Origin of the sequence: Rheinheimera salexigens (genome assembly GCF_001752395.1) — a bacterium.
Taxonomy (GTDB): Bacteria; Pseudomonadota; Gammaproteobacteria; order Enterobacterales; family Alteromonadaceae; genus Alishewanella; species Alishewanella salexigens.
Genome location: NZ_MKEK01000001.1, coordinates 2,386,792 through 2,411,467, shown reverse-complemented (window position 1 = coordinate 2,411,467; position 24,676 = coordinate 2,386,792). Strand labels below are relative to the sequence as shown.

Below are 24,676 nucleotides of genomic sequence, written 5' to 3'. Positions count from 1 at the left end.
CCTTAATGCGCGTGCTCGGCTTCAGATTTCTCAATATCCGCTTTTAACAGATAGCTATTTGTCGTGACATACCACTGGCCGGGCTTTAAACCGGCAATCACTTCGACATAATCCATGTCGCTACGGCCAAGCTGCAATGGGGTAAAGACATATTCGGTATTGTTTTTCACGAAGACACCGCTTTGATTGTCCAGTATTTGAATGGCCGATTTTTTAACGGCAAGCTCAACGTTGAATTCACCGCTTATTACAGCACCCTCGATTAATTGCCCGGACGACAGTTTACCGTCACGGTTATCCAGCTTAACTCTGGCCAGTTGATAGGGCTGGGTTAATGACGGGATGATATGTGCAATTACGCCGTTAATCTCAGTGTCAGCGGCCAGAATGACCACGTTTTGTCCTGTCGCGACAGCAACTTGTTGTGACGGGTACAGGCGAAAATCTGCCCACAGGCTGCCAAAATCAGCAATGCTGAATAGCGTCTGCTGCTGTGCGACCTCACCAACATTGGCGCTGCGCTGAATAATAACGCCGTCAATTGGTGCTTTAATGGCATAGGTATTTAAGCTCTCATTTGACTCAACAACGGCCAGTACATCGCCTGCTTTTACGCTGTCACCCAGCGAGAATTTCACCGAGGTAAGAATACCGGGAAAACGGGCATTAACATGGCTGATGCGGTTTGGATCAGCGCTAAGCTTGCCATAAACAACCTGATGTTGGCGTAATCGCTGGCTGTCAGCACGGTCTGTGACAATATTTACCGCCGTAGCCATATCATCACTAATGCGGCTGCTCAGGGTTTCATTGTGTTCATGCTCGTCGTTTTCGTCGTGCCCTTCATGCTCATTGTGTTCTTCATGTTCTTCGTTCTCGCCGTGTTTTTCGTGCTCTTCATTTTTCTTAGCGTCAGATTGCGGTTTTACCGCTTGCTCTTTGGCATGGACATGCGCATGTTCTTGCTCATTGGCGGCCATTACTTGCATCGGCATCAGCCAGGCTGCAATAAACATTGCCAGTGTTACATGTGACTTCATAATGCTATCTTCCTGTATATTCTGTTTGCCACGTCGCACAGTTAATGAAGTGCGGCACCGGGGCAATAATCTTGTCAGTTACTGCGTTACCGGCTCGGCGGTAAGCTGTTCAATCGTCGCCTGGCTCAATAGCACCGCAGTGGCGGTTTCCAGTATTTGTCTTTTTGCCTGCAACAATTCTTGCTGGGCATTAAGCCAATCTTGATAATTTGAGCGCCCGCGCTGGTATGCATCACGCGTAAGATCCAGCGCTTGTTCCAGGTTGGGGATCACGTACTGCGCCAACTGTTGGTGACTGGTAATAAATTGCTGTCGTTGCGAGTAGGCATCAAACAAGCGTTCATGCAGGATCAGTAAGCTATCCTGCTGCCGATACTCGACATTGTTTCGCTCTGCCAGCGCAGCTTCGATGGCTGCACTATTGCGACGTTCAGCAAATAATGGCACTGAGATACCAAAGGTAAGGCCTGTATCGTCACTGGCCTGATAGCGTCTTACCCCTACTTGCCAACTCAGATCTGCGCGGTTTTGGCTTTGCGCCAGTCGCACTTCAGCGTCTTTTAACCGACGTTCAGAGGCAAAAATGGTTAACGCCGGCGATTGTTGCAGCCGCTGATACAGCTCGGCAAAAGGGCGGCTTTGACCAAAAGCAAACAAATTACCTGCCACAACGTTAAAGTTGGCGCTGGTATCACCCCAAAAACGTGCTATGGCTATCTTTTGCCGCTCAATGCGCTGCAACAGGGCGTCCCGCCCGATCTGAACCTGAGCCAGTTGCGCCTTTGCCCTCATGATTTCAGCATCTGACAAGGCACCGCTGGCGGCACGTTTTTCAGCGCTTTGCAGCAGGGCTTCTGAGAGCTCTACTGCCTCTTCTGTCAGTGTCAATTCCTGCTGGCTGGCTAGCAGATTAATGTAGTTGCGGGTAAGTTCGGCCAGCACATCGAGGGTTTGCGCTTGTTGCTGCCAATCAAGAGTATTGAGCCTGGCGTCTACTACCGCAGCGCGCCACTGAGCTTTGTTATCCAGCTCTATCACGGAAGATAAGGCGACTGTCAGCTCAGCACCGGCCAGCCCTCTGGCCTCTCCGGTGCCCGCAACGTTCTCAAGCTCTACACCGAGTTGATAACCGGGTTTAAGGCTTTGCACATCACGCTCTGCCAGCAGTCGCTGTTGGGTAAATTTAAACTGATGCAGCTGCGGGTTGTGTTGCAGTGTTTTATCTATTGCCTGTTGTAATGTCAGTGCTTGCGGCTCTGCACGTAGCGGAAGCGCGCAAAATACCGCCGCCAGTATTGCTGGCAGCATTAGTCTCATACGCATGGGTATGCTCCTGAAAGTTAATCGTTAATAAAAAAAGATAAACAAGCAGGATCAGATATTTGGCGGCGGCACCGGTGGGCGATAGCTAATGAGGTTTAACCCTGGTTGGGTAGCGGCTATAACACTGTCACGGAAGTTAAGCAGTTCCATGCCCTGAAAAAAAGCGATATAGCAGGTCACATGAGCATGATTACTGTGTTCGTCGGCATCATGCTCAGAGTTATGTGCAACGTTATGTGCAGTGACTTGCTCACTGCTTACGTCGAAAAGGGTATCTGAGTGGCAGTGTTCATGTTGCAGGTCAGTGTAGGCATGGGCATGATCAGGCAAATGCATAACTAACGCATCACAGGCCATCACGGCATGATCCAGCATAATCAGCAACAGTAATAATAAGCCTGATGTACGACCTAACATAAATCCCTCAGTAAGTTAGCGCTATGGTAGCGCTATTGCGACTTAACAACAAGCTACGCTTTTAGCTGTAAAATCCTGCGCGCACCATTGAGTACAACTAATCCAATGATGAACCCTATTACCAGATCCGGATAGCGTGACCCGGTCCAGGTGACTAATAATCCGGCCAAAATCACCCCAGCATTTGCGATAACGTCATTTGCAGAGAAAATCCAACTGGCTTTCATATGCGCGCCGCTTTCTTTTTGTTGATGAATTAACGAAAGACAGATCACATTAGCAACCAAAGCAATAGCGCCCATAATTAACATCAACGTCGACACTGGCTCGTTACCAAACAGGTAGCGCCGTATCACCTCACTGATCACCCCAAAAGCTAAAATTAATTGCAGCCAGCCGGCAAGCTGTGCGGCGTTTAATTGAACCTTGCTACTACGCCCGACTGCGTATAGCGCAACTCCGTATACCGCTGCATCGGCAAACATATCCAGAGAGTCGGCTATTAACCCGGTTGATTGAGCCAGCCAACCGGTCACAAACTCTACTGCAAACATCACCGCGTTAATGCCCAGCAACCATTTTAAAATTAACTCCTCACGCAGCGAACCTGATGCTGTGGATTGTCTGGCCTGCGTTACCTCTTCGGGTTTCACCGGCCCGGTCTTTGTCAGCGATGCGCCCAGCCCTAAGCTGTGCATTTTTGTTGTAATTTCATTGGCATTCACCGTGTGAAAAACGCGAACCTGCCTTTGTCGGATATCAAACTGTAACAGAACACCGGGCTCAACTGTTTCCAGCGCCATACGGATCAAACGCTCTTCGGCAGGGCAGTCCATTTTAGGCACCCTAAATTCACTAAGGTAGGCATATTTTGCATGCTTATCAGGTGCATCAACGGCGCTATTTTCACTGTTGCCCGTTTCGCTACACTTATCATTGGAACAGCATTTTGCATTCATAACCGATAAACCTTGGGTTGATATGAAACCTAGTTTAAACTCTGTAGTTACTATAGAGTCAATAGGCAGTATCGAGATGATCAAGATTGGAGAGCTGGCAAAAATCTCTGGCTGTTCTGTGCAAACCATCCGTCACTATGAAAAGGAGCAGCTTCTTGCGGCGAAATTACGTAGCGATGGTAATTTCCGCCTCTACGATCACGCTGATATCGAGCGGTTGCTATTTATTAAACACTGCCGGAGTTTAGATCTGAGTTTGGCAGAAATTCGTCAGTTACTGAGTTTGAATGACTCGCCAATGTCGCAGTGTGATGATGTTAATCAGATGATTGAACAGCATATCGAGCAGGTAGAACGTCGCATAGCGGATTTAACGCAGCTTAATAAACAACTAAAGGCTTTACGTCTTAGCTGCAACTCGAAGCGCACGGTAGAGCACTGTGGTATTTTAAAACAATTGAATGAAGCCGTTAGTCAAACCAACTAAGTTGTTATCAGCAATAAATAGGTGAGTCTTAATGCACCAGCACAACCATTCACATATCAAAGACGACAGCGACAACCGGATCGCTATGGCTTTTTTTCTTAATGTGGGTTTTACCCTAATTGAGTTTATCGGCGGTTGGTTAACCAACAGCACAGCAATTATGGCAGATGCAGTGCATGACCTGGGTGATAGCTTATCTATTGGCAGTGCATGGCTGTTGAACCGGCTTGGCCGAAAGTCTGCAAACCGACAATTTACTTACGGCTACCGCAGATTGTCATTGTTTGGCGCCTTAATTAACGGCTTGGTATTGATTGCCGGATCGGTTTGGGTACTGACTGAGGCAATACCGAGGCTGGCTAACCCGGTAATGCCAGTGACAGAGGGAATGCTGGCTTTAGCTGTGCTGGGTGTTGCAGTCAATGGCTTTGCCGCTTACCGCTTGAGCAAAGGAAATACACTGAATGAAAAAGTGCTGAATTGGCATTTGCTTGAAGACGTTCTTGGGTGGGTTGCAGTTTTGATTGTGGCTATTGTGCTGCAATTTGTGGATTGGCCTATCCTTGACCCTTTGCTTTCTATTGGTTTCACCTTATTTATTTTGGTTAATGTTTTACGAAACCTCAGCACAACTGCGCGTTTATTTCTGCAAGCCGCGCCAGATAGCAAATTGCAAAATGAAATCCAAGATACTTTGCTGAAAATTGATGAGTTAGACAGCATTCATCACCTGCATCTCTGGTCGCTTGATGGTGAACATCATGTACTCACCGCACATGTGGTAACCAATGCCAGCAAGGCATTTACTGCAAACCATTATGCCGATATTAAGCTGCGTATTGCTAACGCATTGGAGCAGTTTGATTTAGCACATACCACGATAGAACTGGAGTTAACACAAGAACATTGTCGGGATGAATTCCCGGATAAGGTACAGTGAAGTGACCGTCATTACAACGTTAGGTTTATTTATCATTACTGCAATAGCAGAAATTGTCGGTTGCTATTTGCCTTACTTGTGGCTGAAAAAAGGAGCTTCAGCCTGGGTGCTGTTACCTGCTGCAATCAGTCTGGCATTATTTGCCTGGTTGTTAACGCTTCACCCAACGGCTGCTGGACGTGTTTACGCGGCTTATGGCGGAGTATACGTAACAATAGCAATAGTCTGGTTGTGGGGAGTAGATGGCATTCAACCACACCGCTGGGATCTGACTGGCGTGGTGCTAATGCTCGCAGGCATGGCAGTGATCATGTTTGCGCCGAGATAAACAATTTGTTTTGAGCACGGTATTACGAAAAGAAAGACTTAGGTACTTTTATCATTTATAGCAATGGTTTTTCTGTTCTTGATTAAGAATTTTTCAGAATACATTGTGTATCAAATGTTAGTCGCCCACAAAAATGGTTACAGCAGTGCCTGATTTACCTATTTTTTTACAAGGTGTACGCTTTGTTACTATTTCAGTTAAAAAGCTGCACTTTAATCACTATTAAAGTGCAAAATGCTCTAATTCATTTCAAAAATATGAGCTCAAAGAATCATCAGTATTTCGCTCGTTCACAGTTATTAAGGAATTATTTTGCAGCAAGAAATTCTAGCCGTTTTGCTAGCGGTACTGCCCGCGAGTTTAGGTTATTGGGCAAAGGTGAGAACTGAATCATTAGCTTGCCGCAGGTTAATTTTGTCTTACCTGTTAGAAATCAGACATACGTTGATGTGTACTAGTTTGACTGCCGATAAATTATCAAAAGGCTTCGATAGTGCTTTGGAGAAAATTTTTGCAAAGTATCGCCAAGTTGATGATGAACCAATTATAGATGAAGCATTGGGAAAACTAAGGCCAATTGCTTATAAAATGTTCAATGATACAGTATGCGGTATGCGACCAAGCTTTGATGATGCATTTCTAGCTGAGTTTAATTCAACGCTTAGAGAATTTCGAAAAGAAGAACCACTTCTCGCTTTTCAATTGAAAGGCTGGGAAAAGGAGCAGACCTACCTTCAGATTAAACAGAATTATGCTAATACATTCAGCAATCTAGATGAAATGCAAGGTGCAACATCTTTTAAGCAGTTTTTAGAGAAAACGTTGACTGAAGATGAGGATAAAAGTCTTATCGAAAGTGTTCGTCTACTTGACGGTTTAATTAGCAAAATCGCAAGATCGTCAGGAATACTTACTCTCGTAAAGATTTCTTTTTATCTATACAAGCGTCCTGTAGTAGCCTTCTCAGTAAATGAAGCTGATTTCCTTAATGAGATGTCACCGATTTTAGATAAGCTGGGTGAGTTAATAGAGCAACATCTGGCGAATAATCATGACCGGTAACTACTGCTATCCATGAATAATTGGCAAGCAATCGACGAAGTGATGATGCATCTCTCTGATAGGCTCCATGGCTTCCTCATATCCTGCAAGAATTGACAGCATTTGCATATTTATAGCAGCAACGGCGTTGCAGTTTCGAAGAGAATCATAGATAACCTTGGGTTCATAACCTACGCCATTGCTGACAAGAGCTGCAAGACCACTGTGTGTAAAGCTATTAAACGCAGAATTGTTAATGCCTCTAAAGTCATTCAACTGACCGAGGATATGCTTTGGTGCTTCTGAATTATCAAGCGCTTTAAGCATATCTGCTATTAGTGGCGTTTCTAGCTTCTTGATTTGGTCTGGACCAACTTTACCTGCAGTTGCAAGTTTATTAAACCAAGCCTCAGTATTAGCGTACATGAGCCAAAATCCACGTATCAGGCTTTCGTATTGAGGGCGCATCAATGCAAAGCCCGATGATGTAAAGCCGTCAGCAATTAACTTAAGAGAAGAGAGACCATGTTCAAATGATAAAATGCCAGACTGAAAGGCCATTTGCCATTTAAGGTCCGGCATCGCTCCAAGATGTTGTAACTGCTCAACATGCTCGGCCATATAATCATACATTTCAAAGCAGCGCGGCAGCAGTGCTTCTAGTTCTTTTTCGTACAAAACTGTTCCTTAGTGCCTCAAAGCCAAAATTGAGCGGGAGCGCCAGAAGGCGGCAATCTGCCATGAATTGTTAGCTGTTTTAGTGTTAGGGTCAATAAAGGTTTTATGTGGTTTACCACCATGCTCAAGCATTAGCGAATATAGTTCTCCCTCATCTAACTCTGCGGCTAACATTAACGGGGTATAACCTTTGGCCGGGCTGTTGTGCTCTGCATTGACATCTGAGCCTTGTCTTATTAGTAGTCTTGCAATGTCTCTAAGTTCTTCGATGTTGGTATGCTTGCATACTCGCTCAATCATCAAATCGGCCATCAATTCTGATATTTCTTTGTAGAACTGCGTTTTTCTATGTTCAGATAATTGTGCCTGTAACTCCGAGAGGCTAAAGCCAAAATCTCCAGCTGACAACCTCCTACCCACGTCTATGAGTTCTGGCGTTATCGGGTGTTGCAACATGATTTCCCGGAATCTATTCGGATTTTTTTTAATGCCGACCAGTTTAACAATCTCATTTAGTGCAGTTTGGTTATCCGCTAAACCACGCCTACTAACATCCGCACCTAACTCTAAAATCTTACTTACTATTTCGAACTTGCCCGTTCTGACAGCTTGTATTAGTGCGAGGTGCTTTTGCTTTTCCGTTTTTTGATTTACTGTGCCTGGAGTCATCGGATTTTTGATTATCGCGTCGTAATAGCGCCTATCAAGAGACATATAGGGTACTTCGAGTAAATCGAGTTTATGGAGTGACAGCAGTAATGGTGTATCGCCAACCTTGGAGCAGACATTTACGTCAGTACCTTGCTGAAGAAGTTGGTTAACTGAAGATAAATCATCCATCATGATGAAATAATTAATTTGAGGCATTCTTCGCTGCCATGTACTGCCAACGTTGATTTTCTTGTCTGGATACCTTAAATCAGGCTTAAGCTCGCTATTAAGGTCTAGCATCAATGGACCATAGTTTGCTGTGAATGAATAAGAGACGCCTGGAAACAAAGTGCGAGGTAAGAACATCTGAGCAAACCCTTTTCGCCACATATCAACTTCCCACTTTTCCACAGTGTCTTTAAAGCGTAATTGTTTTTGCCCGGATTCGACCTCAGCTGAGGTAATGTCATAGCCGAACAGCACCTGAGCTGCTTTAAGCTTTTTAAGAAATACGTTATCGGGATTCTCTGCGGCACTTGTAACCAACAAGCTCTCATTTACTACTTGCTCAATGTACGCCCCGCCGCAGCATAGCAAAGCATCAAATGCTTTTTCATAGAGCTCTTTTGCAGGTTCTAAGTGACCTGACAGAACTAAAAATCTTGCTTCAAACCACTTGAGCAATCCCTCGCCACCCTTTGGAATTAGGGATGTAGGGATGTTTTTACAGACTTGTAGTTGTTTGGCGGCAGATTCAAAGTCATCTAATGTTTTCTGCCGTTTGACCAGAATTTTCTCTAAAGCTGATAGCACTTTTCGAAAACTAACAAATGCCGAGAAATAACGATTTGGCTGTCTATTCATCTTTGCTTGCAAATCGAAGCTGCCAGAAACGTGTATGTCGATGGCGCCTTTAATAAGTCGTTTGCCCCAACTTTTTTTCTTAAGTGCGTCAATGAATCGGGCTGTCAACAATAGTGGTAATGCATAAGATTGACTGCCTAGAGGGATTATCGCTCTCAGACTTTGGTTATCAGGAAGATGCTTTCCTGTGCGCCAATTTCTGATTTTATCTTTGTCTTCTTTGGTTGCCTCTTCAAATTTTTTCCAGTCCAAAAACGTATCACTGCACCACTGCCAAACCTGGTCAAAGGCTGAATGGGAACTCAATAAATCCAGAGCCGAAGGCGCATGATAACGTCTAAACGGGTAGAACACTTTTGTTAGTAAGGGCTCTAGCTGTATAGCGAAAAAATACCGGTTGATAGTAACAAGCGCTCTTTCACGGCTAGAGCCAATGAAAAATCCACAACCCGCCATTTTTTGACAGTATGTACTGATAACTGAATTTATCGTGTGTTTAGTAAATTCAGCAAAACCATTCAGATCGCTTTGGGCTAAGCCTTCATAAAATACGCTATTTATTAGTTCACTGATTTGAACGGGGTGAAGAACTGCTTCTCTAACTTTATCATCCAAGGACTTTGTTGATTTAGTATTTCGAATGCCAAAACAGCCAGCTGTTTCTCGAATGATTTCAACGGGTGTTGGTAGAATGAATCCCTTTGTCATACAGCCTCCGTGGCGCAGTAACGTCTAATATCGCGTTTAAAGTTATCCAAGGCTCTCTTGTCACTTGGTGAGCTTGGTACTACAACTCTTTTACCTGAAGGGGCTAAAAGCTTTGAATGCTTCTTTCCGTGGATAAAAGTACAGCCCGCTTTGCAAAGTTGCTTAATATACACATTAAAGTCTTTATTTGAGGTAAATTTTTTCATAGTCTAACCCTGAAGCGGGGGAAAGTTCCCCCGCTGATATGCACTAACGCTTTGCCGGTACTGGAACTGCAATGCCACGACCTTTACCAGATGGATTGCCGGTAGTGCTTGGCCAATTGCCGCCATTGCCAGGTTGGTTTGATACTGGGCGAGATGAACCTTGTTTACTCATTGCTTTTTCCTCAGTTAAGCCCTGAATTGGGCATAACCAAAAATACAATCTTGCTTACTAGATTACGGCAGTGTAGTTGGCGGGATTTTTTTAAATTTCACAAGTCATTGAATTTTATATTAAAAGAAGTTAATGCAAATAGGCGGTAGTGTTAGTGAATTTACATTGCACCAAAAAGCTTTTTGAACAACTGAGCATTTCACGTTTTGAGGCGGGCGAAACGAGTGCCTCGACCCAGGCGAATCCTTTGCTTAATTGGCATGCCAATATAGTTACCATTCAGCGTAAACAAAACTTGGTGTTTATAAACGATGCTACCCGGTACGCGGTGTTTATACCCTGTGTGATCAAAAGTGATCTGAACCGCTTACCCATTCTGTTTCAAGACGTTTTCATAAACAGTCTGATGAAAGCTGGATTGTCGAGTGAGCTTGTGGAAAAGGCCGCGCTATATTTACACGATTCGGAAGTGAGTCTGGATACAGAGTGCAGTCGCTCAGTACAAGGAACAATGAGGTTAATGGTCAGTGATGTAGAGATAACACTCGATTACAGAGGCCAGAAGATCAGTGATTTACTGCCATATTCAACATCAGTAATGCTATCTGACCGTCCATGCACAATCAAAGGTGTAAAGGGTGCTATTTGGCCAATCAGAGAAAAGGACAATTTACTAAGAGGCCTTCCAAGCATACAGGCGGTTGAATGAGCATAATAAATAGCATTGATGATGAGTTGCTAAACTCCGACCTGAAGCTTGACGGAAAACTACTAGATTTTCTGTCATGGGCTTATTCAGATTTATGCGACGACGTTAATAAAGGTATTTTTGCTGAGTGGTTGGTAGCAAAAATTTTAGGTATAAAAAGTCCCAGACGCTATTTATGGGCAAATAGTGATTTGGAAACAAGTAGCGGTGTTCGAATCGAAGTTAAAGCCAGCGCATATTGGCAGTCCTGGAAGGCACTTAATCCCGATGGGAGCCTAAAAGACTTATCAAAAGTCATCATCCAACCTGACAATAAAATTAGGTTTGGTGGATTAGTAGCAAGAGATACGATTGATAACAGCAAACAAGAATTTGGCTCATTGAAGTCCGATTATTACTGTTTCTGTTTTCACACTGAAAAGAACTACAAAGCATGGAATGCAATGGATATTTCAAAGTGGGAGTTTTATCTCGTAGCTGCTGAAGATATCAAGACAAAGAGCGTTAGTTTGAAGTGGCTCAGAGAAAACGGATATGGTTCTTATTCACCAGCGCAATTACGCAGTCATTGGGACACCCTGCAATCTTAGTAAGATTAATACACAGCACTACCTAAAGTTGCAATCATGTAAACTTTAACTAATATAGTGACAGCCTGCACAAAATTAACTAAGTTAGATACGCGAGAAGAACTTTGGCTCTAAGTCAGTGCAAATTCTGCACTTTAATGAGTATTAAAGTGCAGATTTAAGAAATGCCCTTATAGCAGCCGACATATTGACTCGCGTTAAAGTGCGTGTCGACCCGCCGAATAAGCCTCAGCTCCTATTTAGGTGTGTCACCATTTAATAAGGATGTATATAAATTGTCTCAATATCTAAAGTTAGGCGATGACCAATCTCCAGTGCAGTTGGATCCACATGGTGACAATGGTGCTTTTAAAGTTATGGGTGACTGTGTTTGGTCAAAAGCTGAAGATGAAATTACCCCAGACTTTTTACGCTCAAGAATAGAACCTTGGTTAACCGCTCTCTTTCAATCAGAACACCTTAATTTACTTCTCGGAGCAGGTCTTAGCACTGCGGTTCAACAGTCGGCAACAGAACAACCTCCAAAGGGTATGGGGTGGATTACTGATCTTAAAGTATGTAAAGCTGAGATTGATAGTTATGTTAATGCATCAGCCAAAGCGTCAGGAAGACAAGCCGGAAATATTGAAGATCAAATTCGCTCAATCAATGAGTTGATTAAGGGGTTAGAAATATTAACTGCGCCCAATTTACCTTTGCCACTACCACCTCCTGGTAGCCCCCCATATCGAAATTTTAATAATGAATTGGTAGCAATAAAAGAAGAGTTATCAAGGTGTTTGAAGTCGTTTTCTGACTCAGTTAGCAACGGTGAAAAATCAATCCGTGATGCAATACCTGAAAAAAAAATTAAAACATTTAATTATTTAGTTAGTTTCTTGATGAGTTTTTCAAGCAGAACTGCAACACGTGATAGATTACATATTTTCACAACTAATTATGATCGGATAATTGAAACGGGTGCCGAATTAGCAGGACTTAGATTAGTTGATCGATTTGTCGGTAGTATTGCGCCAATCTTCAGGTCATCACGTTTAGAGGTTGATTATCATTACAACCCACCTGGTATACGTGGTGAGCCAAGATATTTAGAAGGTGTCGCTCGTTTCACTAAACTTCATGGTTCATTAGACTGGTATGCAAACGAAGGAACTATAAGACGTTTTGGGCTCCCTTTTGGAGCGGCTTCTGTCGAACCATTTTTACAAGTCGAAGGTGCAGGTAAAGCTAACTACCAACAGTTGATGATTTATCCAAATTCAGTCAAGGATCGTGAAACTTCAGAATACCCCTATGTAGAGTTGTTTAGAGATTTAGCATCAGCAACGTGCCGTCCAAATAGCACCCTGATAACCTATGGCTACAGTTTTGGTGATGAGCATATAAATCGAGTTCTTACGGATATGCTAACAATACCCTCAACGCATATCGTAATTATTGCCTATGGCGATCCACTTGGAAGAATCATGAACTTTGTAAAAGATAGCGGACGTCAGGCTCAGATATCTTTATTACTGGGAGATCATTTCGGAGACCTAAAAACACTAGTGGACTACTACCTTCCTAAAGCAGCAATAGATCGCACTTCAATTCGTATGGCTGAGCTTCTGAAATCAAGAGGTTTATATCCAGCAGCAATTCAAAGCAAAATTGGTGGTGAAGAATGAGCTCACTACCCATTGAGCAAGGTGAGCAATTAAGAGTTGGTACTGTCGATTTTGTTTCACCAAACGAAATTAGAGCAGTTCTTGATATCGATTCACCAGATTCTGTTGCCTTAAATGCAGGAACGCCAAGAAACTTCCCAAGAGTAAATAGTTATGTATTAGTATCTTGTGATAATGGTTATTTGGTTGGGCAAATTGAGTGGCTTGCCGTTGAGCGTTCGCCTTATCCTAAGCAAAGGGATATCCAGGATTTTGGTTTAGTTAATCTACCTTTTCCACAGAAAAAAATCAGTATAAATCCTGTTGGAACTCTCAAGCGAGTTTCAAAAAAAGGTGTTGATTATTTTAAGTTTCAACGAGGCTCTGAATCATTTCCTTCAATTGGTTCTGCTATCTTGCTGCCGACGGATTTTCAGCTTAAATCTATTGTTGAGTCTGGTAATAATCGAAGAGTTATCATCGGGCAAAGTCCGCTTGCAAATAATGCTAACATCGCAGTAGATCCAGATCGATTATTTGGTAGGCATATTGCTGTGCTTGGCAATACTGGTAGTGGCAAATCCTGTTCAGTTGCAGGGCTTATTCAATGGTCCTTGGAAGCTGCAATGGAGTCAGAAACTAGACCAAATGCAAGATTTATTGTGCTCGATCCAAATGGTGAATATACCCGAGCTTTAGGTCCTTCAACAAAATTTAAAGGCCGAGTATTTAAAGTGGAAGCTGGCCAAGGCGAAAATCAACTGCAAGTACCTTCTTGGTTTTGGAACAGTGCAGAATGGGCATCATTCACGCAAGCAAGCCCTAAGGCGCAGCTGCCATTACTAAAGCGTTCGTTGAGGGCCATGAGAAATGAAGAGTTTGAATTACATACGAATTTGGATTTAGAGGTTAAAAAATATCTTGGTACTATACTTGTATCTTTGAGAGCTGATAAGTCTAAAGGCTCTACATCACTTAATGATTTTCCGGGTGCAAAAAACCTTTTAGCTAAAATAGATGTTTGGCGGCAAAGTCTTGAAGATTACCAAGCAAGTTTAGCTGTTCAGCACCCAAATTTAGACCAACTAATTATTGATATTCAAAGTTATTGTAATGATAGAAGCGGGAGATATCCTAATTACAATGCGACAGTGGCCGAAATAGATACCCTTATTAATGGAATAGTAAGTTCATTTCTTAGCTTTGGGGGCAATGAAGGTGAGCTTCTTCCTAAGAGTGAGGATATACCGGTACCTTTTGAGGGAGAAAATTTAGTAGCATATTTAGAAGCTTTAGCTCAAGAAAACGGTAGTGAGCAGTATGTAGAGTATTTAGTTGCTAGAATACGCACCATGCTCTCTGATACAAGAATGAAGCCAATTACTAATGATGCTGAGCAGAGAGTGGATTTAGCTAAGTGGTTAGAAAATTATATAGGTAAAAATGGAGCTGGTGAGAGTGACAGCTGTGTTTCGATTATTGACCTATCTTTAGTGCCAACAGAAATCACCCATCTTGTTACTGCTGTCATTTCTAGAATTATATTTGAGTCATTGCAACGCTATAGGCGACTATATAATAAATCCTTACCTACGGTACTTGTAGCTGAGGAGGCACATACATTTATTAAGCGCTATCGTGATGATTCTGAAAATCAGGATGTTGCAGCAGTTTGTTGTCAAGTATTTGAGAAAATAGCTCGTGAGGGAAGAAAGTTTGGCCTTGGTATGGTGATTTCTTCGCAGCGACCTTCGGAGTTGTCACCTACGGTTTTATCTCAATGCAATACTTTTCTGCTACATAGGATTAGTAATGATAGAGATCAAGAGCAAGTGCATAAAATGGTTCCAGATAATTTACGTGGACTACTCCGTGAGTTGCCGTCCTTGCCATCTCAACATGCGATTCTAATGGGCTGGGCATCTGAGCTTCCAGTCCTTGTTAAAATGAAGAATTTGACGAAAGAGCAACAACCACACTCTGACGATCCTGATTTTTGGGATGTTTGGATAAGAAAAGATGAAGATGGTTTGGTAGTTGAACGAAATGCTGATTGGGATGAAGTTGTTAGGGAGTGGCAGCAAAGCTAACCAGCCACTGCGCTAGGAATTTCTCACGCAATATTCCGCTGAGTGGAGTGCCAACGGCCGCTTCACGCACGCTCAAAGCTGTACGCATTAGCTATCAGATATTGCATATATAATGATCTATGCAGTGTTTATTCATATTTGTATCTGATTGCGTAGATTAGCAGTTCAGATGCTGAGTTTGTATCTATAATGGGTTCGAAAAAACACTTTAATAAGTGTTAAAGTGCAAATGAAAAAATAAAAAGCTTTGCATAACACAAAACAAAGGAATACTTATGTCTAACAGCAAAGAGTATGAAGAAGGCTTTTTATCAATTAAATATTCCAACCCATATAAAATAGGTACGCAAGCGTTTAATGATTTCGAGCGAGGTTGGGTCCAACGGTTGAAGCGAAATTTACCTGTAGAGCTCACCTTGAAAGCAGATGAACCAATTTACTCACAAAAAAGTCGAGAAGGTAAGGCTAGCGTATTACCGATAGAAAGTGACAAGCGTACTTTTAAATCACTACTTAAAAAATACGGTCTTAACTAAACAATATTCTATTTGAACGTGTTGTAGATCCCTAGACATGAATAAAACTCACAAAGTTGATGACCCACTCAAGCCCTTCGAACAGATTACATTGCCAGATCCAAGGCAGAAGTTCTTCACAGGTAGTTTAAGTGATCGCCATGGAATCCTTCGCAAAATTAATCTACACGATGGTGTCCCAATTGAAGTGCGGCAATCGTTTGAAACCGCAAAATTTTATAATTGTATACATGGTTTGTTTATAGATTCCATCAGGTATCAGAACTGATGGCGCACATTACACTAGAAATGGCATTGAGAAGTAAGTTTCTAATAGAGAATCCTCGTAGCAAGACTCCAACATTTGGTGAACTATTAAAGCTAGATGCCAAAAATAAGTGGATTGAAGATGAGAGGTTCCCAAGTTTGCTTGCAAAAGAGAAGCAGCATGCTTGGGACATGAAAAATTTTAAAGCAGCTCATGTGCATGATTTTCAGGAGCAGCCAGAAATGACATGTATTGAGCCTAATGAAACTGATATAAAAGAGGCGTTAGCTAAATTAGATTTAGTAACTGGGGTTACTAGTACGGCCAACAAATTACGTAATAATCTTGCCCATGGGGCTACTACGCTCCACCCACACAGCATATCAATACTTAAAACAGTATCAGAAGTAATAAACCAATTGTTTGAGGGGCTCTAAAATCAGGACATCCATGTCCGTTTAGCGTTATCTTGTATGACAGCTTAGACAGCAGTAATAACATCCATCGAATGTATTGTTAGGGTACTGACGCTTAGCTTCTTTTACAGCTGATTGACAAGTATCGTGATAACCCAAGTCAACTCTATTCTCTATATTTGGTAAGTACTTACATGTGTTCTCATTGTGAACTTCATGCTCACCAGTAGTTTGAGCATTTTTATTAAAAATATATTTGGGCATGATAGGCTCCTAAATTGTAGTAGCAAAATAAAGCCCCTAATGAAGAGGCTTTGGGTTTTGATCAGTTAGGTGTTGATCGGTAATGCTCACGAACCTTGCTACCATCACTTCTGGTATGCGCTGGGACATGAACTTTCTTTTTACCTTGTTGGGTCTTAGCCATGCTAATCACCTTCCATTTTGAAAGTTAATGTAAGGCTGCTACAATTTAGATCCTGTCAAAAGGGTAACAGCCGCCGATGGTTGATACTAAAACTTATGGCTGACTGAACCTCAGCCATAAGTTTATCTTAAAACACTAAATGTAGTGCTTTCCGCATTAATCAATCACAAGATAGTGTGTTCCTAAAATTAAATCAAGGCAAGTGTACTTTTTTAGAATAGTAAAATTTGTCAAGTGGTTTTGGTGGGTGATCACTTACTAGTTAACATATGTTCCTGATAGTGTATGTCGAAAACAAGTAAGGTTTAGCTAAAGTAGTGATCACTAACTCCTAGTCATTAAAGACTGGTATGCATTCCACGCTCTTCAAAAGAAATATAGCTAGCAGTAGATGTGCATGCCCTGAGTATTCGTTAGCGAGCAGTGGAGCAATTACTGGTTCGAAAGAAAAGCGGTGATCATCGAATGATTTTCGCTCAATATTCGTAACCAGTAAGCGCATACCCTGAAACACTATTAAGTGTAATAGACAGGGTGTGAAAGACTATAATTTGCTCGAAGCAGTCCAACAGAAGTAGTGAGAGCATACAGGCAATAAACTTCACACAGCGATGATTACGACAGATGAGTTTATTAAAGGTTTTTTATTATTGTTATTAACTACCTAAAGAAAAATATTATATTGGTTTTATTACCAATAAACATCAACTTAACTAATTTATAGATTATCTAATAAAGCTTCAAACGCGCTTCCATCTTGCCGTGTAATGTTTGGAACGTAACGACTATAACGTTCAAATAGCATCTTAGTTGAGCTGTGGCCTAATTGTTTAGCAATCCATTCAGGGTTTTCACCTGCTGCAAGCCAAAGAGTTGCTGCTGTATGCCGAGTTTCGTATGCGCGCCTGGGTTGCAAGCCTAATAGCTCTAGTGTTGGTCGCCAGACTCGCTTTGTAATATTACGATGATCTAGCGTATTACCATTGCCATTACAAAATACATATTCATTGTCGCGGGTAATTAGCTTTTGTGCCTGCAGCGCGTTATAAACAACTGAAGACATATGAACAGCACGATATGAGCCGCTATTTTTAGGCGTTTCCAACCTGCCATTTACTATCGTTTCATGAACGATAATTTGCCTACGATCAAAGTCGACATATTTCCATTTTAGGCCATCAATTTCGCCTGTTCTAAGTCCAGTAAAAAACCTGACATTATAATAGTTACGAAAGTCAGCTCTTACTCCTGCTAGAAATATGCGAACTTCTTGTAGTGTTAATGGATTAATAAGGGGTTTATCAATTTTTAATGGTTTGATATCTTGATAGGGGTTAGTAAACTCAAACCGTTTCGCTGCTTCTACCATAACTCGATGTAACTGAGTCATAATATGGTTTATCCAATCATTCGAAATTCGTTTACCCGAACTTTGGGGTTTTGTTAAAGTTGCTCGGAACTTGATTATGTCTGTTCGACTAATTTCATCAAGCCTTTGAGAGCCGAAGTAATCTAATAAATAATTATCATAAATACTCTTAACATTTTCGGCATAGCTAGTTTTCCAAACACCTTCATTTTCTGCCAGCCACTCAACAGAAAAAGTGCTAAAAAGAGGGCACTCGCTATACAACTGAGTATTTTGCTGTGAATGAGAGGCGGCAGTTTCCATCTTAGCTTTAATTGTTTTATCAATTAAAGTAAATGAGCTTGCCCTTGAACTACCAGGAAAGTAGTCAGAATAGATAAAGCTTCCTAATCGAATAGCCGCATCTATATCTATTAATAATTTCGCTAATTTAGCACGGTTACTCTTAGTGTCAGTAAGCGCGGTTTGCTCTCTACAACGAATACCTTGATAGCGAAAATCAAGCACCAGTTTTCCAGTTCGAACCGATATATTAGCCATGACACAGTCTCCCTGCAGCCATAGGAATTAATTGTCGTGGCCTAACAGTGTGAGAAAACAACTCCTTTTCAATTGCTTCCCAAATATAGAAAATCTTACGGCCTCCAAAAGGTCTGATATAGTGTATGCCTTCTAAAAATACAGTATCGCGAAGTACTCTGTTAATGTAACCTGAGCTAAACTGTATTTTTGTTGATAAATCTTTAGTGGTGAGTAGTGTTTTTGACATAACATATACCTCCAAATGTTCCCAGCAAGAACATTATTACAGGTTTACTTGGTTCTGTCAAAGAACATTTGTATTTTAAGGGGGAGCCTATTAATGATCCTGTTTAGGATAAAAGAATTAATCTCAAAAAAAGAGAAAGAAGAGAATCGTAAAATTACGCTTAACGAAGTATCAGAGAAAACAGGTGTTAATAGAACGTCACTTTCAAAAATGCAAAATCCACATATGAAACATTCTACAACCACTCAAGCCATAGATGCTTTGTGTATATATTTTAATTGCAAAGTAGAAGATGTGATGGTGCATGTGCCTGATAATGAGATTAAGTAATTATAGTACGATCTAAAAATTTTCTTCATATGTGGCCGCTAAGCGGCCATTTTTTATAAAAAATTAAAGTTGTGACAAACTTAGGTAGTGGTCATAAACATTTTAAATGTGGCGCGTCTATAATTTTATTGTGGTCACATATTGGTCACAAAACATGTTTTCTGCATAATACAAGAAACTTTTAACTGTTGCTCAAGCTAGCTTCTTGTTTGAAGTTTTAATTAACCAAGATAAATAATCAATAATATACAGTACGTTAAAAGCAAAAAAGCCGCTTTAATAAGCGGCTTTTTGTTTGAATTTATTGGTGCGTCCTAGTGGACTCGAACCACCGACCCCTACCATGTCAAGGTAGTGCTCTAACCAGCTGAGCTAAGGACGCACTCTGTGTTGCAGCGTAAGCTGGCAACCGCGGCTATGTTAGGGTGCTGCTGCGTTTATGGCAAGTGTTTTTGTTTAACTTTGGCTTGTTTGGTGTATTTTTAAGCATTAAGGCTTTAATTTTCGGTTGCTTGTAGTTTTATTGGACAGCTGTTGTTGAGCTGCTGCCACCAAGTAACGTGCTGTGTTAGCTGCTGGCGCATCTGTAGATGGCTGGCTACAAAGCGTTGCTCTAACATTGGCGTTATTGGGCTGTCGTTATATAAGTTATTGATTAGCGGCATTAGTTGCTGTTGATAATCGTTAAGCTGGCCAATATAGGGCTGTATTTTAGCGATGTAATATTTTTGAAATACATTGCTTAAAATAGAGAGTTGCTCAGTTTCGCGTTGATTGGCGCATAGAGAATCGGCAGATATAGGCTGTAAAAGGTTATTGATTTGCTGTAACTGATGCGCGCTTATGCGCAGGCTATATTGTAATCGACCAATAAAATTATAGTGATATAACTGCTGTAATTGCTGTTCAATATTAATGTCACTGGCCGCAGCCCAATTTTTGTCTGCAATATAGTCTGTGAGTTGGTTTAGGGTGGTTAAAGCTTGCCACGTTTCAGTAAAACCAGCCGCTTGTAATGGCAGCGTTTTCGCTGTGCCTATAAGCTCTTTGCGCAAAGCACTGTCGGTAAGTAACATGTTTTGTACTGATACATTAATATCGGCTTGTTTAGCTTTATAAGCGTCCTGCAAGGTTTGTTGCAGTGCAGTGTCTTGCCATGACTGGCTTAAACAGTTTTCAAGTGCGCTTAATAAGCGCAGTTCGTAATGTAATAACTTACTAGGGCTGTAAAGTCGGCCTAAACTGCTGTTGCGCTCACCGATTAATTGATCTAAGCCACATTGTCTGGTGGCATAGGCATCGGATAAATCAAGGCGAATATCAGTGGGTGTTTGCTTTAAATCACGTATAGCAATTAACGGTTGTACTGGCTTTAACCCTGTTGATTCAGCATCTAGATTTAATACCCGCTCTATTCTCTGCTGGTAATCTTTTAAAGCTTGTTCACCGCTGTTATCGCTACAGGCAACTACACTAATTAGCAGCAGTGGCAGTAGCAATGCCTTCATTCTCTAACCTTTTTAATGTTTTAATTAAGGTATAAGCCATTAATACAGCAGCAACGGTTAAGCCCGCGATAATGCCTATCCAAAAACCATGCGGTCCCATTGCCGGTACTATCCAATCGGTTAACCCTAATATAGCGCCTAAACCAAAACCGATAGGCCAATAGGAGATTAAGGTAATAAAAAACACTGGTTTAGTATGCTTTAAGCCCCGTAAAGCACAAGCCGAGACGACTTGAATAGCGTCAGATAGTTGATAAAAACAGGCCATTATAAGCAGGGAGCCTGCCAGAGATATAACGGTTGGATTTGGTGAGTAAAGGCCGGCAATTTTATAGCGAAATAAAAAGGTGCAAGTAACAATAACGAATGACATGGTCATAGCTAAAATAACAGCGGTAGAAATGGCTTTTTTTAATTCATTAAGGTTTCTCTGGCCTACTAAGTGGCCGACCCGAATAGTGGTCGCCATACCTAAGCTCAGCGGCAACATAAAGACGATAGCACTGTAGTTTTGGGCAATTTGTTGGCCGGCAACCATGATAGGGCCTAAGTGGACTATGGCTAGTGGGATACAGGCAAAGAGGGTGACTTCAAAGAAAAGCGAAAAGGCGATGGGCGTGCCAATAGTAATAATTTGCCAACAATCTTTTAGGTTAACACGGTAGCTTTCTGGGTGCTGGCGATATTTGCGAGCAGCTTTATTAAACCAACCATAAATCATCATAGCGCTAAACATAGCGACAAAGACCAAGGCGGTTGCAACACCACAACCGGCTCCGCCCATGGCAGGCATGCCCAACTTACCGTAAATAAAAATATAGTTGGCAGGAATATTCACTAAAATGCCCACAAAGCTAATCCACATGCTGGCTTTAGTGTTGCCCACGCCTTCAAAAAAGCTGCGCATTACCATATAGCCTGCAGCAGGAAACAAACCAAAGCTGACATAATATAAGTAGTCTAATGACTTTTGTCGCAACTCGGCTTCCATTTGCAACAGATCAATGGGGATATAAACGAAAAGCATGACTACAAATAACACCGCAGCTAGACTCATGGCTAAATACATGGCTTGAACAGTAAAATGAGTAACAGGTTTGTGCTGATTATTGCCATAATATTGCGCCACTATCGGCGTTAGCGCTAAGATTAATCCTTGCATGGTTAACACAACAGGCAGCCACAAACCCGATGCGACGGCAATGGCTGCCATATCTACAGCACTGTATCGTCCCGCCATAACGGTATCGACAAAATACATTAACGTCTGTGTTAGTTGGGCTAATACAATAGGGCCGGAGAGTTTTAAGATGGTTCTGGCTTCAAACCGAGAAAACGGTAACATAGTGACTTTGCTTAAGGCTTATAATAGCGCGCAATGTAGCACAATTGAGGGTATATGTTTACTGGAATAGTTCAAACTAAAGCTTTGGTTACAGAAATTAACGACCAAGAGCAGTTTCGTCGGCTTACGCTGAGTGTGGATGCAAAATTTTTAGCCCAGCTAACGCGTGGGGCTAGTATCGCTATTAATGGCGTGTGTTTAACGGCAACCGATTTTGACTCTGGTGCCGGTTGGGTGTGTTTTGATGTTATTGCTGAAACCTTAGCTAAAACTAACTTAGGCCAAGTTAAGCCAGAGCAAAAAGTTAACTTTGAGCGATCATTAACATTTGGTAGTGAAATAGGTGGCCATATTGTTTCGGGTCATATTCAAACCACGGCAACCTTAGTTGAGTTAGTTAAAGACAGTCATAACTGCTTTATGCGCTTAGCGGTTGCAGCTGAATTTATGCCGTATATTTTAAGCAAAGGTTTTATTGCTGTAGAAGGCTGTAGCTTAACAGTGGGAGAAGTGCACGCTGATGGTTTTAATCTGCATTTAATTCCAGAAACCTTAGCCATTACCACGCTGGGCGATATGCAATTAGGCGATAGCATTAATATCGAGTTAGATCAGCAAACCCAAACCATTATAAAAACGGTTGAGCGCATTATGGCTCAGCGTTATTTACAGGTTTAGCACGGTTAACCTGTTCGCAGTTTGCGGTTACATTTGAAACGAGCTATTTTTTAGCAATACTATTATAAGGTATTAATAGTTGTAAGGTATTAATAGTATTGCTCGTCATCAGCATCGATAAAGACTTGAATACTACGATGCTGCTCGTCTTTATGCACTTTTACATGAATAGGATTGCAGCAGTTAGTGCAATCCTCAATATAATCTTGGTCGATATCGGTTACTTCAATGGTTAACTGCATATGATAGCCACAAAATGGGCAATCGATGCTGCGATTTAACATCAGTATTCTCCTATCGTTGCTAGTTACGCTTTATTCGCACCGCCTAAACTACGGCCACCATCAACGGCTATAATTTGCCCGGTGATATAAGGTGCTTGCACTAAAAATAGCAGTGTTTGCGCAATATCCATTGGATCACCTAAACGATTTAGCGGTACTTGTTGTAAAATGGCAGCTTTATCGTGTTCAGTTAATTCTAGCGCATTGTCGCTGGGCCATAAAATTGCCCCTGGTGCTATACCGTTAACTCTAATTGTAGGCGCAAGTTCGCGCGCTAGCGACTTTGTCATCATTTTTAATGCCGCTTTTGCCATACAATATATACTGTGATCTTGCAGCGGTTTTTCGGCATGAATGTCCACCATGTTAACAATAACGCCTTGGCGTTTGGTTAACTCTGGCACTAGCGCTTGGCATAAGAAGTAGGGCGCTTTGACATTACTGCCAAATAAGTCATGCCAATGTTCTTGTGTAGCCTGGGCAATGGGGGTGGGATAAAAGCTGGAAGCATTATTAACTAATACATCTAAACGACCAAAACATACCAAACTTTGTTCGGCTAATGCCGTAATTTGTTTTTGATCAAGTAAGTTTACGCTGACGACTTTAGCGCTATTGGCACGTTGTTGATTTAAATTATCTGCAAGCTCATTAGCCGCATTTACCGAGTGATTACAGTGAATAATAACCCGATAGCCGGCATGATGCAGAGTCTCAACCATTTTGCGGCCGAGTCTTTTGGCACTGCCTGTGACTAGCGCAACAGGTTGCTGATTGTTTTGCATAAAATTGATCCATAGAAAGAGTGAATATTGCTTTAACAAATGCACGAGTGCGCTAATTAGTAAGTAGAATTAGAAAAATAGCTGTTTAATTACTTGCTGAGCTTGAACTAAATAGGCACCACGAAATAGATTAGCATGATTCAGAATATGGTACAGATTATAAAGTTCTTTACGCTGTTCGAAATTAGGATCAAGTGGCAGTAACGCATGATAATGGTTATAAAAGGCATCCGGGAAACGACCAAACAGTTGGCTATAAGCAATATCCGTTTCACGGTCGCCATAATAACAAGCGGGATCAAATAGCCAAGCTTCGTCAGCAGAAAAACCAACATTGCCGCGCCATAAATCACCATGCAGCAAACTTGGTGCCGGTTGATAGCCTTGTAAGCGTTGCCGGGTTTTTTCAACGATGGCGTCTACGTTACCAAAGCCGAACCCTTGCTCTACCAGTAACTGTAATTGCCAGCCAATGCGTTGCTCAGAAAAGAAACTGCTCCAATTGTTTTGCCATTTATTAGGTTGCAGAGTGTGACCTATATAGTTATCCCAATCAAAACCAAACATAGCTTGATCAAGCTGTTGATGCATATGGGCTATTTGCGTGGCTAATTGTTGCCAGTGGCTATCGGTGGGTTCAGTTAGCTTAAGGTAGTCTAAAATTAAAAACGCATTATCTAAGGTTTGGCCATAGCAAATTACGTTAGGCACGCTAAGGGCTTTGTGCTGGCGCAAGGTCTTTAAGCTTAAAGCTTCCTCTTTAAAGTGCTTAAAATAAGGGCGTTGATTAATTTTGGCGAAATAATGCTTAGTTTCACCTTGCAGTTTATAAATACGATTTAACTCAGAACCGGCTAATTGTTGTTTATCGACGAATATAAAGGGCTGCTCAACTTCATCATTAATCTGCTGAATAATTTGCTGCCACATAGTTAGCCCTCATACATTCCATTAAATTTAAGTATGGTCAACAATGTTAAAAACATCTATATAACCGCAATAAAACTCAACATTGTGTATACGCAGCAAAAAATTTAAAACGGGATTAAATACCAGTTAATCTAGCGGCTCACTGGCAAATATTGGCAAGTTGTGCTACTATGCGGCTTCTCCAATTCAACTGTTTTCAGTTA

26 protein-coding genes and 1 tRNA gene are annotated in these 24,676 nt (G+C 41.6%); 12 read left to right on the top strand and 15 right to left on the bottom strand.

Annotation, left to right across the window (positions count from 1 at the left end):
* Nucleotides 1-2: 2 nt before the first annotated feature.
* From BI198_RS10970 to BI198_RS10955, 4 genes are all read right to left on the bottom strand, one after another.
* Complete coding sequence (locus BI198_RS10970) at nt 3-1,040, bottom strand: efflux RND transporter periplasmic adaptor subunit (protein ID WP_019677905.1); 1,038 nt, start codon at nt 1,038-1,040, stop codon at nt 3-5.
* Between the two features lie 78 nt (nt 1,041-1,118).
* Nucleotides 1,119-2,363 (bottom strand): TolC family protein, encoded by a 1,245-nt coding sequence (locus BI198_RS10965; protein ID WP_026349569.1) that lies wholly within the window; start codon nt 2,361-2,363, stop codon nt 1,119-1,121.
* A 51-nt stretch (nt 2,364-2,414) separates the two neighbouring features.
* A complete protein-coding gene (locus BI198_RS10960; protein ID WP_070049597.1) occupies nt 2,415-2,780 on the bottom strand; it encodes a cobalt transporter in 366 nt (121 codons plus the stop codon).
* Between the two features lie 53 nt (nt 2,781-2,833).
* Nucleotides 2,834-3,739, bottom strand: coding sequence for a cation transporter (locus BI198_RS10955; protein WP_019677902.1), 906 nt, complete (start codon nt 3,737-3,739; stop codon nt 2,834-2,836).
* Between the two features lie 76 nt (nt 3,740-3,815).
* Here BI198_RS10955 and cadR point away from each other — a divergent pair, with 76 nt between their 5' ends.
* The 4 genes from cadR (at nt 3,816) to BI198_RS10935 (ending at nt 6,556) form a co-directional block, all read left to right on the top strand.
* Entirely contained in the window at nt 3,816-4,226 is a 411-nt protein-coding gene (cadR, locus tag BI198_RS10950) for a Cd(II)/Pb(II)-responsive transcriptional regulator (protein ID WP_425289089.1), read from the top strand.
* Nucleotides 4,227-4,257: 31 nt separating this feature from the next.
* On the top strand, nt 4,258-5,166 hold the full coding sequence (locus tag BI198_RS10945; RefSeq protein ID WP_070049596.1) for a cation diffusion facilitator family transporter: 909 nt from the start codon (nt 4,258-4,260) through the stop codon (nt 5,164-5,166).
* Nucleotides 5,141-5,494 carry a YnfA family protein gene (locus tag BI198_RS10940; protein ID WP_449421103.1) on the top strand — a complete coding sequence of 118 codons (354 nt, stop codon included), beginning with the start codon at nt 5,141-5,143 and terminating at the stop codon, nt 5,492-5,494. Before BI198_RS10945 ends, BI198_RS10940 begins: the two co-directional genes overlap by 26 nt.
* Nucleotides 5,495-5,806: 312 nt before the next feature.
* Nucleotides 5,807-6,556 carry a hypothetical protein gene (locus tag BI198_RS10935; protein WP_070049594.1) on the top strand — a complete coding sequence of 250 codons (750 nt, stop codon included), beginning with the start codon at nt 5,807-5,809 and terminating at the stop codon, nt 6,554-6,556.
* 6 nt (nt 6,557-6,562) lie between these two features.
* Here BI198_RS10935 and BI198_RS10930 read toward each other — a convergent pair whose 3' ends face one another.
* The 4 genes from BI198_RS10930 to BI198_RS16355 are packed head-to-tail and all read right to left on the bottom strand — an operon-like array spanning nt 6,563 to nt 9,814.
* Nucleotides 6,563-7,213, bottom strand: coding sequence for a DUF6988 family protein (locus tag BI198_RS10930; protein WP_070049593.1), 651 nt, complete (start codon nt 7,211-7,213; stop codon nt 6,563-6,565).
* Nucleotides 7,214-7,222: 9 nt separating this feature from the next.
* Nucleotides 7,223-9,436 (bottom strand): ankyrin repeat domain-containing protein, encoded by a 2,214-nt coding sequence (locus BI198_RS10925; protein WP_070049592.1) that lies wholly within the window; start codon nt 9,434-9,436, stop codon nt 7,223-7,225.
* The gene (locus BI198_RS10920) at nt 9,433-9,642 is read right to left on the bottom strand and encodes a hypothetical protein (protein ID WP_070049591.1); all 210 of its coding nucleotides are present in this window, start codon (nt 9,640-9,642) and stop codon (nt 9,433-9,435) included. The genes BI198_RS10925 and BI198_RS10920 overlap by 4 nt, the downstream gene beginning before the upstream one ends.
* Before the next feature lie 43 nt (nt 9,643-9,685).
* A complete protein-coding gene (locus tag BI198_RS16355) occupies nt 9,686-9,814 on the bottom strand; it encodes a hypothetical protein (protein ID WP_268793903.1) in 129 nt (42 codons plus the stop codon).
* Nucleotides 9,815-9,962: 148 nt separating this feature from the next.
* Between BI198_RS16355 and BI198_RS16495 the strand changes: the two genes are divergently transcribed.
* The 6 genes from BI198_RS16495 (at nt 9,963) to BI198_RS10890 (ending at nt 16,069) form a co-directional block, all read left to right on the top strand.
* On the top strand, nt 9,963-10,523 hold the full coding sequence (locus tag BI198_RS16495; protein WP_132581488.1) for a DUF6933 domain-containing protein: 561 nt from the start codon (nt 9,963-9,965) through the stop codon (nt 10,521-10,523).
* Complete coding sequence (locus BI198_RS10910; RefSeq protein WP_070049589.1) at nt 10,520-11,113, top strand: hypothetical protein; 594 nt, start codon at nt 10,520-10,522, stop codon at nt 11,111-11,113. Before BI198_RS16495 ends, BI198_RS10910 begins: the two co-directional genes overlap by 4 nt.
* Nucleotides 11,114-11,388: 275 nt before the next feature.
* The gene (locus tag BI198_RS10905; RefSeq protein WP_070049588.1) at nt 11,389-12,780 is read left to right on the top strand and encodes an SIR2 family protein; all 1,392 of its coding nucleotides are present in this window, start codon (nt 11,389-11,391) and stop codon (nt 12,778-12,780) included.
* Nucleotides 12,777-14,849, top strand: coding sequence for an ATP-binding protein (locus tag BI198_RS10900; protein ID WP_070049587.1), 2,073 nt, complete (start codon nt 12,777-12,779; stop codon nt 14,847-14,849). The genes BI198_RS10905 and BI198_RS10900 overlap by 4 nt, the downstream gene beginning before the upstream one ends.
* 275 nt (nt 14,850-15,124) lie before the next feature.
* Nucleotides 15,125-15,385 (top strand): hypothetical protein, encoded by a 261-nt coding sequence (locus tag BI198_RS10895; protein WP_070049586.1) that lies wholly within the window; start codon nt 15,125-15,127, stop codon nt 15,383-15,385.
* Between the two features lie 267 nt (nt 15,386-15,652).
* Nucleotides 15,653-16,069: a hypothetical protein gene (locus tag BI198_RS10890; protein ID WP_070049585.1), complete on the top strand. Its 417-nt coding sequence runs from the start codon at nt 15,653-15,655 to the stop codon at nt 16,067-16,069.
* Between the two features lie 1,124 nt (nt 16,070-17,193).
* Here BI198_RS10890 and BI198_RS10885 read toward each other — a convergent pair.
* Nucleotides 17,194-18,384 carry an Arm DNA-binding domain-containing protein gene (locus tag BI198_RS10885; RefSeq protein WP_070049584.1) on the bottom strand — a complete coding sequence of 397 codons (1,191 nt, stop codon included), beginning with the start codon at nt 18,382-18,384 and terminating at the stop codon, nt 17,194-17,196.
* 322 nt (nt 18,385-18,706) lie between these two features.
* On the opposite strand from BI198_RS10885, the gene BI198_RS10875 reads away from it, so the two are divergent.
* Nucleotides 18,707-18,943: a helix-turn-helix domain-containing protein gene (locus BI198_RS10875; protein WP_070049582.1), complete on the top strand. Its 237-nt coding sequence runs from the start codon at nt 18,707-18,709 to the stop codon at nt 18,941-18,943.
* A 305-nt stretch (nt 18,944-19,248) separates the two neighbouring features.
* Here the strand turns inward: BI198_RS10875 and BI198_RS10870 are convergent.
* The 3 genes from BI198_RS10870 to BI198_RS10860 all read right to left on the bottom strand — a co-directional run bounded on the left by BI198_RS10870 (nt 19,249) and on the right by BI198_RS10860 (nt 21,796).
* Nucleotides 19,249-19,325, bottom strand: a tRNA-Val gene (locus BI198_RS10870).
* A 115-nt stretch (nt 19,326-19,440) separates the two neighbouring features.
* Nucleotides 19,441-20,451: a DUF3080 family protein gene (locus BI198_RS10865; protein ID WP_070049581.1), complete on the bottom strand. Its 1,011-nt coding sequence runs from the start codon at nt 20,449-20,451 to the stop codon at nt 19,441-19,443.
* Nucleotides 20,417-21,796, bottom strand: a complete 1,380-nt coding sequence (locus BI198_RS10860) for an MATE family efflux transporter (protein WP_070049580.1) — start codon at nt 21,794-21,796, stop codon at nt 20,417-20,419. The genes BI198_RS10865 and BI198_RS10860 overlap by 35 nt, the downstream gene beginning before the upstream one ends.
* A 54-nt stretch (nt 21,797-21,850) precedes the next feature.
* On the opposite strand from BI198_RS10860, the gene BI198_RS10855 reads away from it, so the two are divergent.
* Nucleotides 21,851-22,474 (top strand): riboflavin synthase, encoded by a 624-nt coding sequence (locus tag BI198_RS10855; RefSeq protein WP_070049579.1) that lies wholly within the window; start codon nt 21,851-21,853, stop codon nt 22,472-22,474.
* Between the two features lie 89 nt (nt 22,475-22,563).
* On the opposite strand, the gene BI198_RS10850 is transcribed toward BI198_RS10855, so the two are convergent.
* The 3 genes from BI198_RS10850 to BI198_RS10840 all read right to left on the bottom strand — a co-directional run bounded on the left by BI198_RS10850 (nt 22,564) and on the right by BI198_RS10840 (nt 24,473).
* Complete coding sequence (locus tag BI198_RS10850; protein ID WP_070049578.1) at nt 22,564-22,758, bottom strand: CPXCG motif-containing cysteine-rich protein; 195 nt, start codon at nt 22,756-22,758, stop codon at nt 22,564-22,566.
* A gap of 23 nt (nt 22,759-22,781) precedes the next feature.
* Entirely contained in the window at nt 22,782-23,543 is a 762-nt protein-coding gene (locus BI198_RS10845; protein WP_070049577.1) for a pteridine reductase, read from the bottom strand.
* 69 nt (nt 23,544-23,612) lie between these two features.
* The gene (locus BI198_RS10840) at nt 23,613-24,473 is read right to left on the bottom strand and encodes a fructosamine kinase family protein (RefSeq protein WP_070049576.1); all 861 of its coding nucleotides are present in this window, start codon (nt 24,471-24,473) and stop codon (nt 23,613-23,615) included.
* Nucleotides 24,474-24,676 lie beyond the last annotated feature (203 nt).